At 39.3% G+C, this 18,303-nt stretch carries 14 protein-coding genes; 5 read left to right on the top strand and 9 right to left on the bottom strand.

Translation table 11 applies throughout. The features are described from left to right. The first annotated feature begins 20 nt into the window (after positions 1-20). Complete coding sequence (cobI, locus tag F3G70_RS05240; RefSeq protein WP_149731655.1) at positions 21-722, top strand: precorrin-2 C(20)-methyltransferase; 702 nt, start codon at positions 21-23, stop codon at positions 720-722. A 2-nt stretch (positions 723-724) separates the two neighbouring features. Here the strand turns inward: cobI and F3G70_RS05235 are convergent, their stop codons facing one another. Beyond that, the gene (locus F3G70_RS05235; protein ID WP_149731654.1) at positions 725-1,489 is read right to left on the bottom strand and encodes a V4R domain-containing protein; all 765 of its coding nucleotides are present in this window, start codon (positions 1,487-1,489) and stop codon (positions 725-727) included. A 242-nt stretch (positions 1,490-1,731) separates the two neighbouring features. Here F3G70_RS05235 and F3G70_RS05230 point away from each other — a divergent pair, with 242 nt between their 5' ends. Then, a complete protein-coding gene (locus tag F3G70_RS05230) occupies positions 1,732-2,958 on the top strand; it encodes an FprA family A-type flavoprotein (protein WP_149731653.1) in 1,227 nt (408 codons plus the stop codon). 15 nt (positions 2,959-2,973) lie between these two features. Next, positions 2,974-3,387, top strand: coding sequence for a ferritin-like domain-containing protein (locus F3G70_RS05225; protein ID WP_149731652.1), 414 nt, complete (start codon positions 2,974-2,976; stop codon positions 3,385-3,387). A gap of 67 nt (positions 3,388-3,454) precedes the next feature. Here F3G70_RS05225 and F3G70_RS05220 read toward each other — a convergent pair whose 3' ends face one another. The 5 genes from F3G70_RS05220 to metK all read right to left on the bottom strand — a co-directional run bounded on the left by F3G70_RS05220 (position 3,455) and on the right by metK (position 12,578). Continuing rightward, positions 3,455-4,588 (bottom strand): site-2 protease family protein, encoded by a 1,134-nt coding sequence (locus F3G70_RS05220; RefSeq protein ID WP_149731651.1) that lies wholly within the window; start codon positions 4,586-4,588, stop codon positions 3,455-3,457. Between the two features lie 16 nt (positions 4,589-4,604). After that, a complete protein-coding gene (locus F3G70_RS05215) occupies positions 4,605-5,822 on the bottom strand; it encodes a molybdopterin molybdotransferase MoeA (RefSeq protein WP_149731650.1) in 1,218 nt (405 codons plus the stop codon). Positions 5,823-5,844: 22 nt separating this feature from the next. Beyond that, positions 5,845-7,983 (bottom strand): phosphoribosylformylglycinamidine synthase subunit PurL, encoded by a 2,139-nt coding sequence (purL, locus tag F3G70_RS05210; protein ID WP_149731649.1) that lies wholly within the window; start codon positions 7,981-7,983, stop codon positions 5,845-5,847. A 12-nt stretch (positions 7,984-7,995) separates the two neighbouring features. Further along, a complete protein-coding gene (gene ileS, locus F3G70_RS05205) occupies positions 7,996-11,235 on the bottom strand; it encodes an isoleucine--tRNA ligase (protein WP_149731648.1) in 3,240 nt (1,079 codons plus the stop codon). A gap of 176 nt (positions 11,236-11,411) precedes the next feature. After that, positions 11,412-12,578, bottom strand: a complete 1,167-nt coding sequence (gene metK, locus F3G70_RS05200; RefSeq protein ID WP_149731647.1) for a methionine adenosyltransferase — start codon at positions 12,576-12,578, stop codon at positions 11,412-11,414. 138 nt (positions 12,579-12,716) lie between these two features. Between metK and F3G70_RS05195 the strand changes: the two genes are divergently transcribed. Together F3G70_RS05195 and F3G70_RS05190 are read left to right on the top strand one after the other, a co-directional pair. Beyond that, a complete protein-coding gene (locus F3G70_RS05195) occupies positions 12,717-13,412 on the top strand; it encodes a DsbA family oxidoreductase (protein WP_188118085.1) in 696 nt (231 codons plus the stop codon). Between the two features lie 60 nt (positions 13,413-13,472). Then, positions 13,473-13,766: a DUF192 domain-containing protein gene (locus tag F3G70_RS05190; RefSeq protein ID WP_149731645.1), complete on the top strand. Its 294-nt coding sequence runs from the start codon at positions 13,473-13,475 to the stop codon at positions 13,764-13,766. Here F3G70_RS05190 and F3G70_RS05185 read toward each other — a convergent pair. The 3 genes from F3G70_RS05185 to F3G70_RS05175 all read right to left on the bottom strand — a co-directional run bounded on the left by F3G70_RS05185 (position 13,752) and on the right by F3G70_RS05175 (position 17,897). Beyond that, positions 13,752-14,444, bottom strand: a complete 693-nt coding sequence (locus F3G70_RS05185) for a dihydromethanopterin reductase (acceptor) (protein WP_149731644.1) — start codon at positions 14,442-14,444, stop codon at positions 13,752-13,754. The genes F3G70_RS05190 and F3G70_RS05185 overlap by 15 nt on opposite strands. 6 nt (positions 14,445-14,450) lie before the next feature. Beyond that, on the bottom strand, positions 14,451-15,719 hold the full coding sequence (glyA, locus tag F3G70_RS05180; RefSeq protein WP_149731643.1) for a serine hydroxymethyltransferase: 1,269 nt from the start codon (positions 15,717-15,719) through the stop codon (positions 14,451-14,453). A 189-nt stretch (positions 15,720-15,908) separates the two neighbouring features. After that, complete coding sequence (locus F3G70_RS05175; protein ID WP_149731642.1) at positions 15,909-17,897, bottom strand: CoB--CoM heterodisulfide reductase iron-sulfur subunit A family protein; 1,989 nt, start codon at positions 17,895-17,897, stop codon at positions 15,909-15,911. Positions 17,898-18,303: the final 406 nt, after the last annotated feature.

Here is an 18,303-nt window from a genome sequence, read left to right as displayed (position 1 = left end):
CAAATATTATAAGTGATAAAATGGCTGAAAGAGGAAAATTGTTTGGAATAGGTGTAGGACCAGGAGATACGGAATTATTAACATTAAAAGCTGTTAGAATACTGGAAACGGTACCTGTTGTTTTTTCACCAAAATCTTCAAAAGATAAGGAAAGTATTGCACTTTCAATAGTAAAACCAGTAATCGAAAAAAGAAAGGACTTTAAAAAACTGATGCTTGTAGAACCTATATTCCCGATGATTGAAGACAAGGATGAGCTTGAAAAGATTTGGACGTCCGCTTCAGAGCTTATTGCACAGTATCTCGACACCGGTCGTGACGTTGCATTCATAACTCTTGGAGACCCATCTATTTTCAGTACATATTCCTATGTCCAAAAGAAACTTAAAGGAGCCTATGAAATAGAAACTGTTCCGGGAATTACCTCATTTACCGCATGTGCAGCTGCACGTAACGAAGCTTTAGTCGAGCAGAACGATATCCTGACAGTCGTTCCCAAAATTGACGATAGATTCAATGACGTGATGGAATATACAAACGCAATAGCATTGATGAAGGCTTCAAGAAATATGAGAAAGCTTGAGTTAAAAATAGAGAACAACAAACGTACAAAGGACGTTTATTCAGTCCAAAACTGTACGCGTGAAAACGAAAAGATTATTGAAGGCTTTTCAAAGGACAAGCCTTACCTTACGACCACTATCATTAAATTGGATGACTGATTTCAATTTAATGGCAGCGGTTCAATTTCGAAAACGCATTTGCCATCACCCATAGTATAACACTGGATTTCGATTACACTGACAGGCAAATTAAAGTATTCGGTGAATAACGCTTCGATAATTCCCGCATCCAAAAAGCATGCCGGCTTTCCTGTTTTAGGCAGCAGTTTGCATTCAAAGCAGTCCACTGAAGTGATTTTTATGATGTCACCTATTTCAAATGAAAGCCTGCCCAATCCATTATTTTCCCAGAATTCGGCAATATTAGCTAAAAATACTTCCAGATCGTCATCATATACAATATCAAAAAGGGATTTGCCTATTCGATTTCCGGTTGCCTGCAATACCGGGTCGATGTTGATTCCTTCCTGAATGAGCATTGATCTTAGGGTATGGAACAATAAAACTGTAAAGTCACCGTTTTCCTCGATGATGTTTTCAATCAGATAGTCCTTTTGGGTTTCTTCGATTTCCTTCTGTTCGGTGAGGTTAACTGAACCCAGGTATTTTGAATTGAGGTAAAATATCTTCTTACGATTGTCTTCGGGATGAATTTTAAATGAAACTATTCCCATTTCCCTTAAGCTTTTTAAATGAACGGAAACTGTGGATTTTGATTTTCCAGTATTTACAACTATTTCATCGAATTCCATTTCACTGTCCCTTAGCATTTCAAGAATAGTGAGCTTCACAGGACTTTTCACTACATTAATGCCTACATTCTTTTCGGGATTTGAGAAAATCTGAATCGGTTTTTCATCCCCCATTAATTACACCTCATGTTTAAAAGTTTATTTTTTAAAGTTAATAAAATTAACTAAACTTTATATCAATTCTAAAAAAATGAAATCATTATTTAAATTTTATTTATTATTTTAATTTTTGTTCAATTAAAAAAAACGAACAATTCTTAAAAACATAATCTATATATATTGACTTTTACAAAGTTATATTAAATTCATATGCCATTCGTATGGATTCGAACAAAATTTATTTTGAGGAGATTAATATGAAAGCCAACGCTCAAAAAATAGCTGAAGGAGTATATTGGATTGGTGTTCTTGACTGGGATTTAAGAAGCTACCACGGATATACTTTAGATGGAACCACTTACAATGCATACCTTGTATTTGGAGAAGACAAAGCCGCAATCATTGATAATGCCTACCCTGGCAAAACCGCCGAAATGATGGCACGTATCGATGACGCATTCGCTCAGGAAGGAAGAGATGTAAAAGTAGACTACATCATCCAGAACCACGTGGAAAAAGACCACTCAGGTGTTTTATATGACTTGCACAAAAGATTCCCTGAAGCACCTATTTACTGTACAAAAATCGCTGTAAACGGTCTTTTAAAACATTATCCTAAATTGGAAGGCGCCGAATTCATTACAGTCGGAACCGGAGACACCCTTGATGTGGGCGGAAGAACCCTGGCATTCCTGGACGCATTCCTGCTCCACTGGCCTGACAGCATGTTTACCCTGCTTGCAGACGACACAGGTATTTTATTCCCTAACGACGCATTCGGTCAGCACTTATGTTACACAAAAAGGTTCAGTGACGAAATTCCTGAATACGTCCTCATGGACGCAGCTCAGAAATTCTACGCAAACCTCATTACCCCACTTTCCAAACTTGTACTTAAAAAATTGGATGAAGTAGTTGAATTAGGATTGCTCGAACAAATCAAAGTAATCGCTCCATCCCACGGTCAAATCTGGACCGACCCAATGCAGATTATCGGAGCTTACCAAAACTGGGCAACCGGTGTATGTGAAGACAAAATCACAATCATCTACGACACAATGCACTACTCAACCCAAGCAATGGCTCACGAAATTGCTGAAGGTGCAATATCCGAAGGCTATGATGTTGAAATCTTCTTCCTGCACGAAGATGAAAGATCAGAAATTGTCAAAAGCATCCTGACCAGTAAAGGAATTGCTGTCGGTGACCCTACAATCAACGATGTGCCATACCCAAGTATCGGAGACATCATGTACTACCTTAAAGGTCTCCTGTTCAACAGAACAGGCATCGTAAGAAAAGCAGTTACCTTCGGTTCAATGGGCGGAAGAGGAGGAACTCCTAAAATGCTCGCTGAAGAATTAAACGGATGCGGATTTGATGTTGTTGACACACAGGAAATCACTTTCGTACCAAATGAAGAAGAAAACACTGCAAGTTACGAATTAGGTAAAAAATTAGCTCAAGCTTGTAAAGAATTATAAATGGAGAGTATTGTCATGGTAAAATACGAACATGAAATAGGAATTACAAAAGGAACCCCTGTAGAAAAATTTGTAGCAGGAAACTTTGAAGGAGAAACCAACGAAGTAGGAATTTATCTAGCAATGTCCAGACAAGCTTCAAGAGAAGGTTACGGAGAGTTAGCTGAAGTTTTCAAAAGACTGGCATGGGAAGAAGCTGAACATGCTGCAAGATTCTGTGAAATGAACGGAATCATCAAAGACACCCTTAAAGAAAACATCGAATGGATGATGGGTGGAGAAAAAATGGCTAACGCCGAAAAAAGAGAAGCATCTGAAAAAGCAGCTGAAGCCGGAATTGAAACCGCTGCTGACTTCTTCAGAGAAAGCTCAAAAGACGAAGGTCGTCACTACAAAATTTTAGAAGGTATTTTAGAAAGATACTTCTAGATTGAAAGAATTCATTTTCTTTCAATTTTTTTTATTTTTTAACCGAAAACCATCAAAAAAAGAAAATTCATAAAAATCCAGCAACCAAGCTGAATATTATGATTAATGCCATTATTACAGAAATTGAATTGACCAATGGCTTATACTGATGTTCTGGAAGCTTGTAGCTCAGTAAAACCTCAAGCATTTTACCCCCGTCCAAAGGCTTCATCGGCAGTAAATTGAATAAGCCAATTCCCAAATTCAAAACAAACATCCACTGGAACAGCTCCAGCAACTCGAAATAAATCCAAGGTAAAGGTCCGAATGCATTGTTTGACAGTTCATAATGCTTTGCGGCTGAAATACCAAAATAACCAACGGATTCATTGTTGGGATTCTTGCCTAGAGTCAGCGTGAAATCACCCTGATCGGTTCCTACCGTTACATTGTCTCCAGGTTTAAAGGTTCCGACAACATTCAAATAGCTTTCAGAACCGTCTACTGTATGATTGTCAATTGATTCGATTACCATTCCTTCCTTTAAGCATTCGCTTGCAGGAGAATCTCCCACAACACGGCCGATTTCAATTCCGTTTTCATGAAAGTTAGCGGGAATCGCAAAGCTTGAAATTACCAAAAATATCACCAGAGCCACGGCAGCCAGGGACATGTTTGCAACGGAACCTGCCGCATAAACCCTTAACTGAGATAATTTTTTTGAAGCTACCAGTTCCGCTTCGTCAGGCTCTACAAAAGCTCCGGGAATTACTAAAAACAACAATAATCCTATTGATTTGATGGAAATCTTTTCAGCTGTTGCAAGTATTCCATGCGAGAATTCATGAACTATCAATACAGTAGCCAGAGATATTAATCCATAAACGAACGGGACGTAAATTGATGAACCCGGCATTTCAACACCCGGAATCACCAGGGAAACCGATGGGGTCGTGGAAATCGTTTCAAGTGAGGACACGAGGGTCCATGTCATGAATACCATTGCACCGAAAGAAACGACAACACCCACACTCATGAAATACTTCCAGAAACGTGGAGATATATTTGCAATACGTTTTATGAAGCCCCTAAGCCTTTCCGTTTTCCACATTATTACGGGAAAATCAATTTCGAAACCATGATTGGACAATTTATTTTTAAATGCAAAAGCCAATATCCAGATAAGTGTGAAGGCTATCAAATAATAATAAATCCCATTCATTAAAACACCACATCATCTACCAAAGTAATGAATCGAAGAAGACAACGTTAATTATATCACCCTTCTGGTATCCTTCATCATTTTCGTCTATGATGATATAGCTGTTTGCCTCCACCATTGAACGAATAATACCAGAACCTCTGTTCAGGACATGCCTTGCATATGTATCATCTGAAAATGCGCGGATGAAATCTGTCCTTCCGAGCTGTGAAGGTATTTTAAGTTTTGCTTCCCTTTGAACTATATGCCAGTCGAAGTCCCTTCCCTGCATTTTGAATAAGTATTTACGTGCAAACATATCAAACTGACTCATGGCGGCAACAGGCTGGCCTGAAAAGGTAAATACCATCTTATCATTTACAATTCCGGCACCGATTGGCTTTCCTGGCCTTATTGCAACACCGTGGAATAAGATTTCTCCCAAATCATCGACAACATCCAGAACAACGTCCCCTTTACTGATGGCCGTTCCGCCCGTCGTCATAATGACATCATAATCTTTACTGGCCTTTTCAACCTCTTCTTTAACCTCTTCGAAAGTATCGCCGGCATGGGAAATGCTTACAACTGCTCCTGAATCTTCAGCAATTGCCTTGATTGTATATTTGTTTGAATTGATGATTTTAGCCTTGTCTATTTCCTCTTTTGTAGGTTCAACCAGTTCATTACCAGTTATAATTAATTTAACTTTAGGTTTTTTGAAAACCTTAACGCTGTCATAACCTGCTGAAGCTATCAGTCCCATTTCGGAATATCTGATGAAAGTATTTTTTGAGAGTATCTTTTCACCCTTTTTTATGTCTTCCGCTTTTGGAGAGACGTTTTCGCCGGGAGTGACCTGTGAATAAATGGTCAATTCCTCGCCGTCATCAGTAGTGTACTCCTTCATTAAAACTGCATCAGCCCCTTCAGGAATAGGTGCGCCGGTTGCTATTACAATAGCTTCCCCCTCATTAATTACCTTATCGCAAAAGTCTCCGGCACCGATAGCGTCAACTATCTTTAAGGTTTTTGGATTGGATTGAGATGCACCGAATGTATCTACTCCCCTAAGTGCAAATCCATCCATAGCTGATTTATCAAACGGCGGAGAATTATGATAAGCAATAATGTCTTCAGCTAAAACTCTTTTATGTGCTTCAGCCAATGGAACTTCTTCTATGTCCATTACCTTTTGATTTTCATCAATGAGCTTTACAGCATCATTTAAAGAGTCCAATTTTGATAAAAACATATAAACACCAGTCAATAATTATTTAAGCCATGTATTTCTCAATGACTCCAGTATAGGAATTCCTTAATTCATCAATAGTAAATTCATTATCATTTATTTTTAAGACATCACCCTTAACTTCCCCTATAACAGTTACGGGAACATCCATTTTTGATAATATTTCGTCCAATTTATCATTTTTTACGGTAACTAAATATCTTCCATGGCTTTCAGAGTAAAGCAGCTGATTTTCATCCAATTCATCGCTGGTTAATTCCACTTCACATCCTAAATCGGATGACATCGCCATTTCTGACAATGCAACGGCCAAACCGCCTGCTGATACGTCGTGAATTGCGGTGATATCCTTGTCTTTATCATCGTCAAGCAAGTTTAAAACGGTTTTTGCGTTAGCAACTTCGTCATCGATTCTGATTCTTGGAGCGATACCTTTTTCGAGGTTGTGTATCGTTCTGTGATACTCGGAACCGGTCAGTTCATCATATGTTTTACCGATTAAAATGATTTTATCCCCTTCGTTTTTAAAGTCCATGGTTCTGATGTTTTCAATGTTTTCCACACCGATTACACCAACAGCAGGAGTAGGATTGATCTTGATTCCTTCAGTTTCGTTATAGAAGCTTACGTTACCGCTTATTACGGGAGCGTCGAATTTCTCTGCCACAAGACTCATGCCTTCAATGGCTGTCTTGAATTGCCATAAGATATCAGGCTTTTCAGGATTACCGAAGTTCAAGCAGTCCACAACCGCATAAGGCGTGGCACCCATTGAAACGACGTTACGGATTGCTTCTGCAACACATCCTGCTGCCCCGTCGAATGGAGAGAGTTTTGTGTGGATTGTGTTGGAATCGGTTGTAAGCGCGATTGCAGTATTGTCATCTATTCTTAAGACTGCAGCGTCATCTCCAGGCTTTACAACAGTCCTAATTTGAACCTCATGGTCGTATTGTCTGTAAACCCAGCTTTTGGAAGCTATATTAGGTGAAGATAATAGTTTAGGCAAGGATTCCTTAATTGGAGGATGATTTACAACCACAGGCTCCAGATCTTCAGGAATTTCTTCCAATGGTCTGTCAATGGAAGGAGGATCTGCCAATAATATGGTTGGAAGGTTTGCGATTTCCTCTCCGTTGTCTGAAATAATCATGTTGTTTCCTTCACGGACTTCACCGATTACGGATGATACGATTTCGTGCTTGTCGCAGATTTGCTGTGCGAGTTCAACGTCGTCAGGATTGATAACGAATACCATTCTTTCCTGGGATTCTGAAAGCATTATTTCATATGGAGTCATTCCGGTTTCCCTTAAAGGAATAGCCTGAAGGTCAACGAAAGCGGCATTGTTTGATGCATCAACAAGCTCGGAAATGCAGCAGGTTAGACCGCCGCCTCCCAAATCCTTGACACCACTTACATTGATTTTTTCTAAAATCTCCAAAGAGGCTTCCAAAACCCTTTTTTTGGTAAACGGATCTGCTACCTGAACGGCAGGCCTGTCTTCGGTTTCAGAGTCTGAAGTCAGCTCTTCGGATGCAAAGGTTACACCGTGAATTCCGTCACGGCCGGTTGTTCCTCCCATCAATAGGAATACGTCACCGAAATTAGGTGCCTGGGCACGGACGATGTTTTCCTTTTCAACAAGCCCTACGCACATTACGTTAACGAGAGGGTTTGTCCTGAATGATTCGTCGAATTCTATTTCTCCTGCAACGGTAGGAACCCCTACACGGTTTCCATAGTCAGAAATTCCCTTAACAACATGTTCAAATAAGTATCTTGATTTTTCATCTTCCATAGGTCCGAATCTTAATGAATCTAGAAGAGCTATAGGCATTGCACCCATTGAGATAATGTCTCTTAGGATTCCTCCGATACCAGTACCTGCTCCACCGTATGGTTCAATAGCTGAAGGGTGATTGTGTGATTCCATTCCTACAGCCAATGCATATTTATCAGTTACGGAAACAAGTCCTGCATCGTCTCCAGGACCTAAAATAATGTTTTCTCCTTCGGTTGGAAAAGCCCTTAAGAATGGCCTGCTGCTTTTGTAGGAACAATGTTCTGAAAACATCACGTCAAGCATTCCTTCTTCCAATTCGTTCATTTTCCTGCCGAGGATTCCTTCAATGTATTCAATTTCAGAGTCAGCTAAAGTCATGTTAAACACCCTTTATTTATTAATTGAAATAATTACCTTTTCTCCTTCAATATCCCACTCTTTGGTATAGTCCTTAGAGTCTTTACTGCATTCTTCACTGTCGGTTATGATAAAGCTGTTGGCCCTTACCTCATGTGAAATGAATTCCACCTGAGGAACGATTAAGTCCTTGAATTCGGATGATGATTCGACGTCAACGTTAATGTTGGCTTCAACGTCCAAATCCAAATCCTTTCTCATGTCCTGAATTCTTCTTATTAATTCACGAGCCATAGCTTCCTGCCTGATTTCTAAAGTAATGTTAGTATTAACGAAGACATTTCCGCCTTCAAATTCAGATGATACAAAGTCATCCGGAAGTTCTGAGTCAAACAATATGTCATCACCGGACAATTCATGGCCTTCTATCGTTACGCTGCCGTTCGCTTCAAGTTCAGCCTTGATTTGATTACCGTCGCCGTTCTTTAAGGCGTTCATTACCTTGCCCATATCTCCCTTGAGCCTTGGGCCGAGGTTTTTGAGGTTTGGCTTTGCGTTGAATGAAAGCTTTTCAAATTCGCTTGCGCATAAAACGTCCTTTGTATTAGACTGATCTTTAATGATGTCTTCAAGCTCTTCAATGGCCTTTAAAACATCTTCATCCTGTGAAACGACCGTAATGTCTGATACCGGCCATCTGAGTTTGTACTGTGCTATGTCACGTGCCCTTATTGACGCGTCGATTACTTCACGCACAACATCCATCTTTGCTTCAAGCTCAGTGTCAATCTTGTCTTCATCATATCCCCAGTCGTTCATGTGAATGCTTTCAGGGGCATCGGGATTGACGCCTTTAACGAGATTTTCATAGATTTCCTCTGATACGTGAGGAGCGATAGGACACAATACTGAAATAAGTTTGATTAAAGCAGTGTATAAACTATAATAAGCGCCTAACTTGTCCGGATCATCGCTTTCAACCCAGGTTCTTCCACGAATAAGCCTTACATACCAGCGGCTTAAGTCTTCAAGAATGAAATTATTAATTTTACGAGTTGCCTTGTGGAAGAACAGCTTATCCAAGTCTTCAGCCACTTCTTTTACTAAAGTATTGGCTTTGGAGATAATCCATCTGTCTTCAGCCCTTAATATAATGTCATCTTCGCTTAATTCAACAGGATTGAAGTCATCCAGGGACATGTAGGTTGTTGAAAATACGTAAATGTTCCATAGGATATTGAACATCTTGTTGATGTTTAATAACTCATCCCATACGAATTTAAGGTCATCCCATGGCTTTGAAGCCCATAAAAGATAGAATCTTAAAACATCGGCTCCGTACTTTTCGATGACCTCTTCGGGAGCTACAACATTACCCAATGATTTGGACATCTTGTTTCCATTCTCATCCAATACGAATCCGTGCATCAATACCTTCTGATACGGACTTTGACCCATTGAAATAACACCTGTACCTAACTGTGAATAGAACCATCCTCTGGTCTGGTCGTGGCCTTCTGTAATGAAGTCATAAGGGAACCAGTCTTCAAACTTGTCCTTTTGCTGAGGATAGTAGAGTGAAGCCCATCCTGCAACTCCTGAATCGATCCATACGTCCAGTACGTCATGAATCCTTTTTATTGGCTTGCCGCAGTTGTCACATTTGACTTCTACTTCATCCACATATGGCCTGTGAATGAGTTCAGCGTCTGATACGTCGATTTCTGTAAGGGCTTCGGATTTCAATTCGTCAAGTGAACCGATTACCTTGATTTCGCCACAGTCAGGACATTCCCAGATAGGGATTGGAATACCCCAGAATCTTTGCCTTGAAATAGTCCAGTCACGGGCGTTGTCCACCCAGTCGTAGAACCTTCCTTCTCCGGCCCATTTAGGTACCCATTCGACTTTTCCGATTTCATCAAGCATTTTTTGTTTGATGTCGGTTACTTTCAAGAACCATTGTTTGGTTGCGATATAAATGATAGGGGTTTTGCATCTCCAGCACACACCGTATCTGTGCTCAATGGTTTCTGCCCTGTACATTAATCCTTTGTTCTCTAAATCTTCAATGATTTGAGGATTTTCATCCTTTGTAAATTTGTCAGCGTATTTTCCTGCGTCTTCGGTAAAGCATCCGTCTTCACCGACCGGACAGAAAATTGGAAGGCCGTACTTTTGACCCACTTCAAAGTCCTCAGGACCGTGTCCAGGAGCCGTGTGAACGAAACCTGTACCTTCTCCAAGCTCTACATGGTCACCGGATAGGATTTTGTGGACATTTTCAATTTCTGAGTCAAGTTCCATCTGTTTTGGAATTTCATCGGCCAATATGTAATCGTAATCCATGCCAACCAATTCTTCGCCCTTAACGGTTTTTAAAACTTCGTATAGGACTTCCTTTTCTTCTATAATCTGGTCTTCTTCGTCTTCGTTTTCGGCGGGGATTTTGGTTCTGTGAATTTTAACCTGTTTTCCCAAAACCTCTTCCATAAGGTTTTCGGCCAATATTAATACTTCACCGTCTTTTTTGACATAAACGTAATCGAATTCCGGGTTTGCACAGATTGCCATGTTTGCAGGCAAGGTCCATGGAGTGGTTGTCCAGACAAGGAAGTAGGTGTTTTCCTCGCCTTTAACAGGGAACTTTATGAATATGGAAGGGTCTACCTTGTCTTCATATTCGATTTCTGCTGCCGCAAGTGCGGTTCCGCAGTGAGGACACCAGCTGATAACCCTCTGGTCGTTAACGAGTAAATTCTGTTCGTTAGCCCTTTTTAAAGTCCACCATGATGATTCCATATATTGCGGGTCCAAAGTCATGTAAGGGTCATCCCAATCCATCCAAACACCCAGCTGGTCGAATTCCTCTTCCATAGCTATCTTGTTTTCGATTGCAAATTCTCTGCACTTATCTACAAAGGCAGCTATTCCTATATCGTCTTCGATTTCCTGTTTGGATTTGATGCCCATTAATTGCTCTACCTTATGTTCAATTGGAAGACCGTGCATGTCCCAACCGGCCTGTCTTCTTAAACTGAATCCGTTCATAGATTTATAACGTAAATAAGAGTCTTTAATTACCTTATTCCAAGCTGTACCCAAGTGGATTTTACCACTGCAGTAAGGCGGACCGTCTAAAAATGAATATCTAGGACCATTTTCTCTAAGTTCTGTGACTTTCTTAAAAGTATCTTCTTCTTTCCAGAATTTCTGTACTTTCTTTTCTATTTTATCATGATCATATGATTTTTCTGCCTCTTTTATTGGCATTGTAACTCCTCGAAAATTAATAATTTATAATATGTATATTTTTATCAAAGATAATAAATAAAGGTTTTTGCAATTTTCGAATATTTTAAAAATTATTCTAAAAAAATAGTTAATTAACTCAATGAAAAATAAAAGTAAAAAAAAGAATGAAAACTATTCCTCAAGAGAGGAAAGTCTTATTTAAGGTATTTTTTCAAGTCTTCGGCCTTGTCGGTCTTTTCCCATGGAAGGCCTTCGATACCGAAGTGACCGTATTTTGCGGTTTGTTTATAAGTAGTGTCCCTTAATCCTAATGTTTCAATGATTCCATCAGGAGTTAATTTGAAGTTTTCACGCACTATTTCATCAAAATCAAGGTCAGCTGCAGCGGTTCCAAAGGTATCTACCATTACTGAAGTTGGCTCAGCTACTCCAATTGCATAGGATAGCTGGATTTCACATTTTTCAGCAAGTCCGCTGGCTACAATATTCTTTGCAATGTATCTTGCCATGTAGCATGCGCTTCTGTCCACTTTAGTGCAGTCTTTTCCTGAGAACGCTCCTCCACCGTGTCTTGCGTATCCTCCGTAGGTATCTACGATGATTTTACGGCCTGTAAGGCCTGCGTCCCCGTGAGGACCACCTATTTCGAATTTGCCTGTTGGATTAATGTGCTCTTTGGTATTTTCAGTCATTAATTCAGCTGGAATTACTGCCTTGAAGAGCTTTTCACGGATATCTTCCTTTAACTGTTCCTGATTGTCTGAGACCGTTTCGTCATGCTGGGTTGACAGTACTACTGCATCTAAAGAGACTACATTTCCGTCCTTATCATAGTTTACGGATACCTGTGCCTTTCCGTCAGGTCTTAAATATGGGATTTCACCGCTTTCTCTAAGTTCAGTTAATTTATTAGTTAATTTACGAGCAAGATCAATCGGATAAGGCATTAATGATTCAGTTTCATTGGTTGCAAAACCGAACATCATACCCTGGTCGCCGGCTCCGGATTCTTCATCTCCACGGTCCACTCCCTGATTGATATCCGCAGATTGTTCATGGAGCCTGTTTTCAACTTTACATGTATGACCATCAAATTCCAGGTCAGGATTATCATAACCGATTTCAATAATCGTGTCTCTAATTATTTTTTCAATTTCATCTTCTGAGATATGAGCTGATGAGGTTATTTCACCAAATACCATACAAAAATCAGTTGTTACACAAGTTTCACATGCGACATGCGAATTTTTGTCCTGTGCCATGTACGCATCCAATATAGCATCAGAAATAATGTCTGCAACTTTATCCGGATGTCCTTGAGTTACTGATTCTGATGTAAATGTTCTACCTTGTTCATTCATATTATCACCAATATTCAAATATTCACTATTAATTTTATCATAAATGTTATATAAAAATTGTTGAAATTTGAGGAAATAAGAAATTTTTAAATTTAGAGAAAACAAAATAGATATAACAAAAGCAAAAAGATGATTCTAATGAAGATTATTTACATTATTGATTTCAACTGTCCCTATTCATATATCGGGCTTGAAAGGCTTAAAAAGGCCGTTAAAAACTTGGATATTGACTGTGAATGGGAATTCAAGCCATTTGAACTTGAGCCTACGGCCGGTAAAAGGCCTGATAAAAGCACTTCTCAAAGGTACGGCGAAAAGTACGGATTAACAGATGAAGAAGCCTCAGAAATGATTTCAGAAATCGAAGAGATTGCGCTTGAAGATGGCTTGAAAGTCAATTACCGAGACATGCCCCTTACAAGCTCTAAGGATGCGCTGAGGCTATGCAAATTTGCTCAGAATATGCATCCAGAAATTACCTTAAAGCTTGCTGAAGCAATATTTCATGCCAGGATGTGTGAAAACGAAAACATCACAGACATTAAGGTTTTAACAAGAATTGCAGTTTCATGCGGACTTGATGAAGGCGAAGCAAAAAGGATTCTTGAAAACAATTACTATAACATTGAAGTCTACCTTGACCAGGAAGAGGCCCTTACGCACCAGATTACATCAACGCCTTACTTCATCATTGATTATGGTCAGGAAAGGCTTTACATACCTGGAGTCTTTTCATACGGGGAATTTGAAACCGCTTTAAAAGACATTCTAAGCGGAGAAATCAATGACAAGACATTCCTAGATTACTCGGATCTTGAAAAACTACAAGGTTAGAGCAATATTGACTTTAGAAATTAGTTAAACTTATTAATATGGATAATAAAGCTATAATCCATGATTAAAATAAAATATGCCGACAATTACTTTAAAAGGCTAATTGGCCTGATGTTTAAAAAGGACATCGATTACGGATTACTGTTTATCTTGAAATACGGCTCGAGCGTTCACACCTCATTCATGCGCTTTGTGATTGACGTTTACTTTTTGGATGAAAATAAAGTGATAGTTGATAAAAAAACATTGAAACCTTGGAGATATTATAAAACTGATAAAAAAGCCAGATATATCCTTGAAACCAAAGAAAATGAGTTAAATTCAGAAATTGGTGAGAAACTAGATTTTCTCTAAAATATCCAAAGGACTTTCAAATATCTGAATATCATCGATTTGGGATAGTTTACGGGTGTTTTCGATGTCTATGTCTCTCATGTAGATGGTAATGATTTTTCCTTCGGAAATGGCGTCATACGGACAGGTGTTCCTGCACTGACCGCAGCCAACGCATTTTGTCAAATCGATTTCGTCGTGAGGTATGATTGCGCCTTCAAGACATGCAAGAGCCGCAACGCACTCATCGCAGTTTTGACATTTATCCTTTTCCATTTTTGAAGGAAGAACAGTGTCAATTGGTCCCGGATGTATATCAACGGGAACCATATAAGTTTTTACTGCTCCTTTTCCTGCCTGAGCAACGGCGTTCGTTACCAAGGTATCCGCTATGCCATAAACGATTTTGGAAACGGTATTAGCGGTGGCAGGTGAAACTATTAACAAATCATATTTACCGAGTGAGAGTCTGCCCGTTATTGGAAATGAAAACTTTTGATTGGAATCTGTAGCAAGCTCCCTGTATTTGCCGCCAGTTATGGCAACAACCCTTTCATAAAGACCGTACATTTTCAATACTTCTTCAGCAGCTCCTGAAAGAAATACTGTTACTTCATGGTCTTTAGCCAGTTTTTCAGCGACCTGAACAGATTCTTTGAGTAAATGACCGGCTCCAGTAAAAGCAAACCCTATTCTCATAGTAATCTATAATTTGTGATATTGGTAAGCGTCCTTATCGGAAAATGCGTAATCCAATGTCGTGTACTGATTCATGAACTCAGCAACTTCGTCTGCAATGTCTTCCTTGTCGACAGCAACACGGCGAATGAATTCAGCCACTTCATCCATTTCTTTTTCTTTGAGTCCTCTTCTGGTAATTTCCTGGGTACCGATTCTAATTCCTGAAGGGTCATCGGAATTGTCCCTGTCATCACCTGGAAGGAGGTTTTTGTTTAGGATAACGTTGTTGTCAGCCAATTCCTTAGCGATATCGGATGCTGATCTGATGTTAGTTAAGTCAACAGCGATTTGGTGGGACTCGGTAAATCCTAAGTCTTCACATAATACGTTGAATCCTCTTTCACACATTGCCTGACCTAAAGCCTGAGCGTTTTTAATGGTTTGTTTTGCATAAGCTTCACCGAATTCAAGCATTTCGGCAGTTGCAATACCTAAACCCAATAAATGGTGCAGGTGGTGATTGCTCACTACACCAGGGAATACTGCATTGTCAATGATTTCCTCGTTTTCCTTGTGGGAAAGGATGATTCCTCCCTGAGGGCCAGGGAATGTCTTGTGGGTACTTCCCATCATCAGGTCTGCACCTTCCTTTAAAGGCTGCTGGAACTGTCCTCCGGCAATAAGACCTAAAACGTGAGCTCCGTCATACATTATTTTAGCCCCAACCTCATCAGCTGCTTCACGAGCTTCTTTTACAGGATGAGGGAATAAAAATAGACTTCCACCGAACAAAACGATTTTTGGCTTTTCCTCTAATATTTTTTTGTTCATTGCGTCAATGTCAATGTTCATTATATTGCTGTCTAGAGGGTGGAAAACGGTTTTAAGGCCGTGAATACCTGCCGCACTAACGTCAGCGTGGGAAATGTGGCCTCCGGAAGGTACTTCCAAAGCCATGATTTTGTCTCCAGGTTTGGAAAATCCGAAAAATGCTGCAAGATTTGCAGTTACGCCTGATACCGGCTGTACGTTAGCATAATCACAGTCATAGACTTTGCATGAAAGCTTTTTGGTTTTGTCTTCGATTAAATCGACGTATTGACATCCTTCATAGAATCTTTCAAATGCCTGTCCTTCAGCATATCTGTGTGCAAAATCAGTAGCTAAAGCTTCTGAGACCTCTACACTCGTAACATTTTCAGAAGCAATAAGATTAATACTGTTTCTCATGTATTGAGTATGTTCTTGTGCTATCTTTTCAAAATTTAAAATTTCATCATAATAATCAGTCATTTACTACACCTTAAATTAAATTAAAAAGTATGTTTTAATTTTTGTTTATCTTATAATATAAGAGTTATGAAAAATAGCCGATAAATGCATTTTAAGATAATACTCGGGAAAAAAAGATTTTGAAATAATGTGTAAAAATAAGCTTTTAAAAAAAAGTAAAAGAAATAGAGATTTAAATAATCTCTAAATCTATTTTCCTATGTCTTCAAGAGCAGCACTGATTTGTGCCATGATTTGATCGGTTTTGAAGTGTTGTTGGTCCATAGCACCGGATGGACATGCACCTACACAGGTACCGCATCCTTTACATAATGCAGTGTTGATTTCAGCGTGGTTACTACCAGCGTCAGCAACAATTGAAATAGCACCGAATGGACATAATTCGACACAAACTTCACAAGCACCACAAATACCTTCATCAGTACGTGCGACAATAGGTTCGATTTCTACTTGACCTTTAGCCATTGGGATAGCTGCTCTTGATGCAGCAGCTGAACCTTGTGCTACAGAGTCAGGAATATCTTTAGGACCTTGAGCTACACCAGCAATGTAAACACCGTCAGTTAAGGTGTCAACAGGTCTGAGTTTTGGGTGAGCTTCCATGTAGAATCCGTCTGCAGATTTGGAAACACCTAAGGTTTGTCTGAGTTCGTCGGATCCTGCAGAGTGTTCAAGTCCTACACTTAATACAACTAAGTCGTAAGTGTATTCAGTTACTTTACCGAGTAAAGTGTCTTCTGCTCTGATTGTTAAGGTTAAGTCATCGTTTTCGAAGATTTGTGCTGGTCTACCTCTGATAAATTCAATACCGTATTTTTCTTGAGAGGTTTTGTAGAACTCTTCGTATCCTTTACCGAATGAACGGATATCCATGTAGTAACAGGTTACTTCAGTGTCAGGTTCGTGGTCGATACATAACTGAGCGTTTTTCATGGAGTACATACAACATACTCTGGAACAGTAAGGTTTACCGATTTGCTCATCCCTTGAACCGACACAGTGGATGAATGCAACACGTTTAGGTTCGATACCGTCGGATGGTTTGATAACGTGACCGCCGGTAGGACCTGATGCGTTAATCATTCTTTCAATTTCCATAGCGGTAATTACGTTTGAGTAACGTCCGTATCCGTATTGGTAAATTCCAGATGGATCGAATGGGTCGTAACCGATAGCTGCGATAATGGTACCGACTTCCAAGTCGATTTCTTCAACTTGTTGATTGTGGTCGATAGCTTCAGGACCACATGCCTGTACACATAAGTTACATTCGATACAGTAATCTTTATCGATGGTTGCACATAATGGTACAGCTTGAGGGAATGGAATGTAAGCAGCTTTTACCATACCTACACCTTCGTCGTAGTAGTTAGGTATTTCGATAGGACAAGCTTCTTGACAAGCTCCACAACCAGTACATAATGCTTCATCAACGTATCTAGGTTTTTTCTCAACTTTTACTTTGAAGTTTCCGATGTAACCGTCAACTTCTTTAACTTCAGCGTATGAAATTAATTCAATGTTTTCATGTTTAAATGCGTCTACCATTTTTGGTGCTAAAATACACATTGAACAGTCAAGAGTAGGGAAAGTTTTATCCAGTTGTCCCATTCTTCCACCGATGGTTGGGTTTCTTTCTACCATGTAGGTTTTGAATCCCATGTCACCTAAATCCAAAGCGGTTTGGATACCAGCTACTCCACCACCGATAACTAAAGCTTTTTTGTCTACAGCTACTTTAGTTGCTTCTAATGGTTCGAGTAATCTTGCTTTAGCGACAGCCATACGGGTTAAGTCTTTTGCTTTTGCAGTAGCTTCTTCAGGTAATTCCATGTGTACCCAGGAGTCTTGTTCCCTTAAGTTTGCAAATTCAAATAAAAATTTGTTTAATCCTGCTTCTTCTACACATCTACGGAAAGTAGGTTCGTGAAGACGAGGGGAACATGCTGCAACAACAATACGGTTCAAGTTTTTCTCTTTAATGTCCTCTTGGATTAAAGCTTGACCAGGGTCAGAACACATATATTTGTAGTCAGTTGCGTGAACTACGCCAGGCAATGTCTTGGCATATTCAGCTACTTCAGGACAGTCGACGACTCCACCGATGTTAACACCACAGTGACAGACGTAAACACCTATCCTTAATTCTTCATTATTATCTCTATTTTCTTCTGCCATAATTTTCACCTTGTACAAGTGTGCGAAATTATCTAACATAGAGTTAGATATTAAATATGTAGTATGAACACACTTATAAAGATTTCTGAAAAAATATTTGAGTAAAGTATATATATGATGATAGAAAATACTTCTTAAATTAGCTTTAAATTAAAAATAAAGACTAATTATAGCTATTATTTAATAAAGTAAAATATAAACGATAATTTTTAGGAATACAAAAATTTAAAGTAATAATAAATTGCTAATTTTTACTACAAAAATAACCTGATTATTGGCACTTTTTGAAGCTGAATTATCCTGTTAATTAGGCGTTAATTTTAAGTCCAATATTACCCGTCAAAGGAAATACATAAATTTGAACCTCCCCGACCTTTTAGAGGTCGGGGATTCCTAGATTTTTTTT

Origin of the sequence: Methanobrevibacter millerae (genome assembly GCF_900103415.1) — an archaeon.
In the GTDB taxonomy this organism is placed as follows: domain Archaea; phylum Methanobacteriota; class Methanobacteria; order Methanobacteriales; family Methanobacteriaceae; genus Methanocatella; species Methanocatella millerae.
This window is presented reverse-complemented; position numbering and strand designations above follow the sequence as displayed.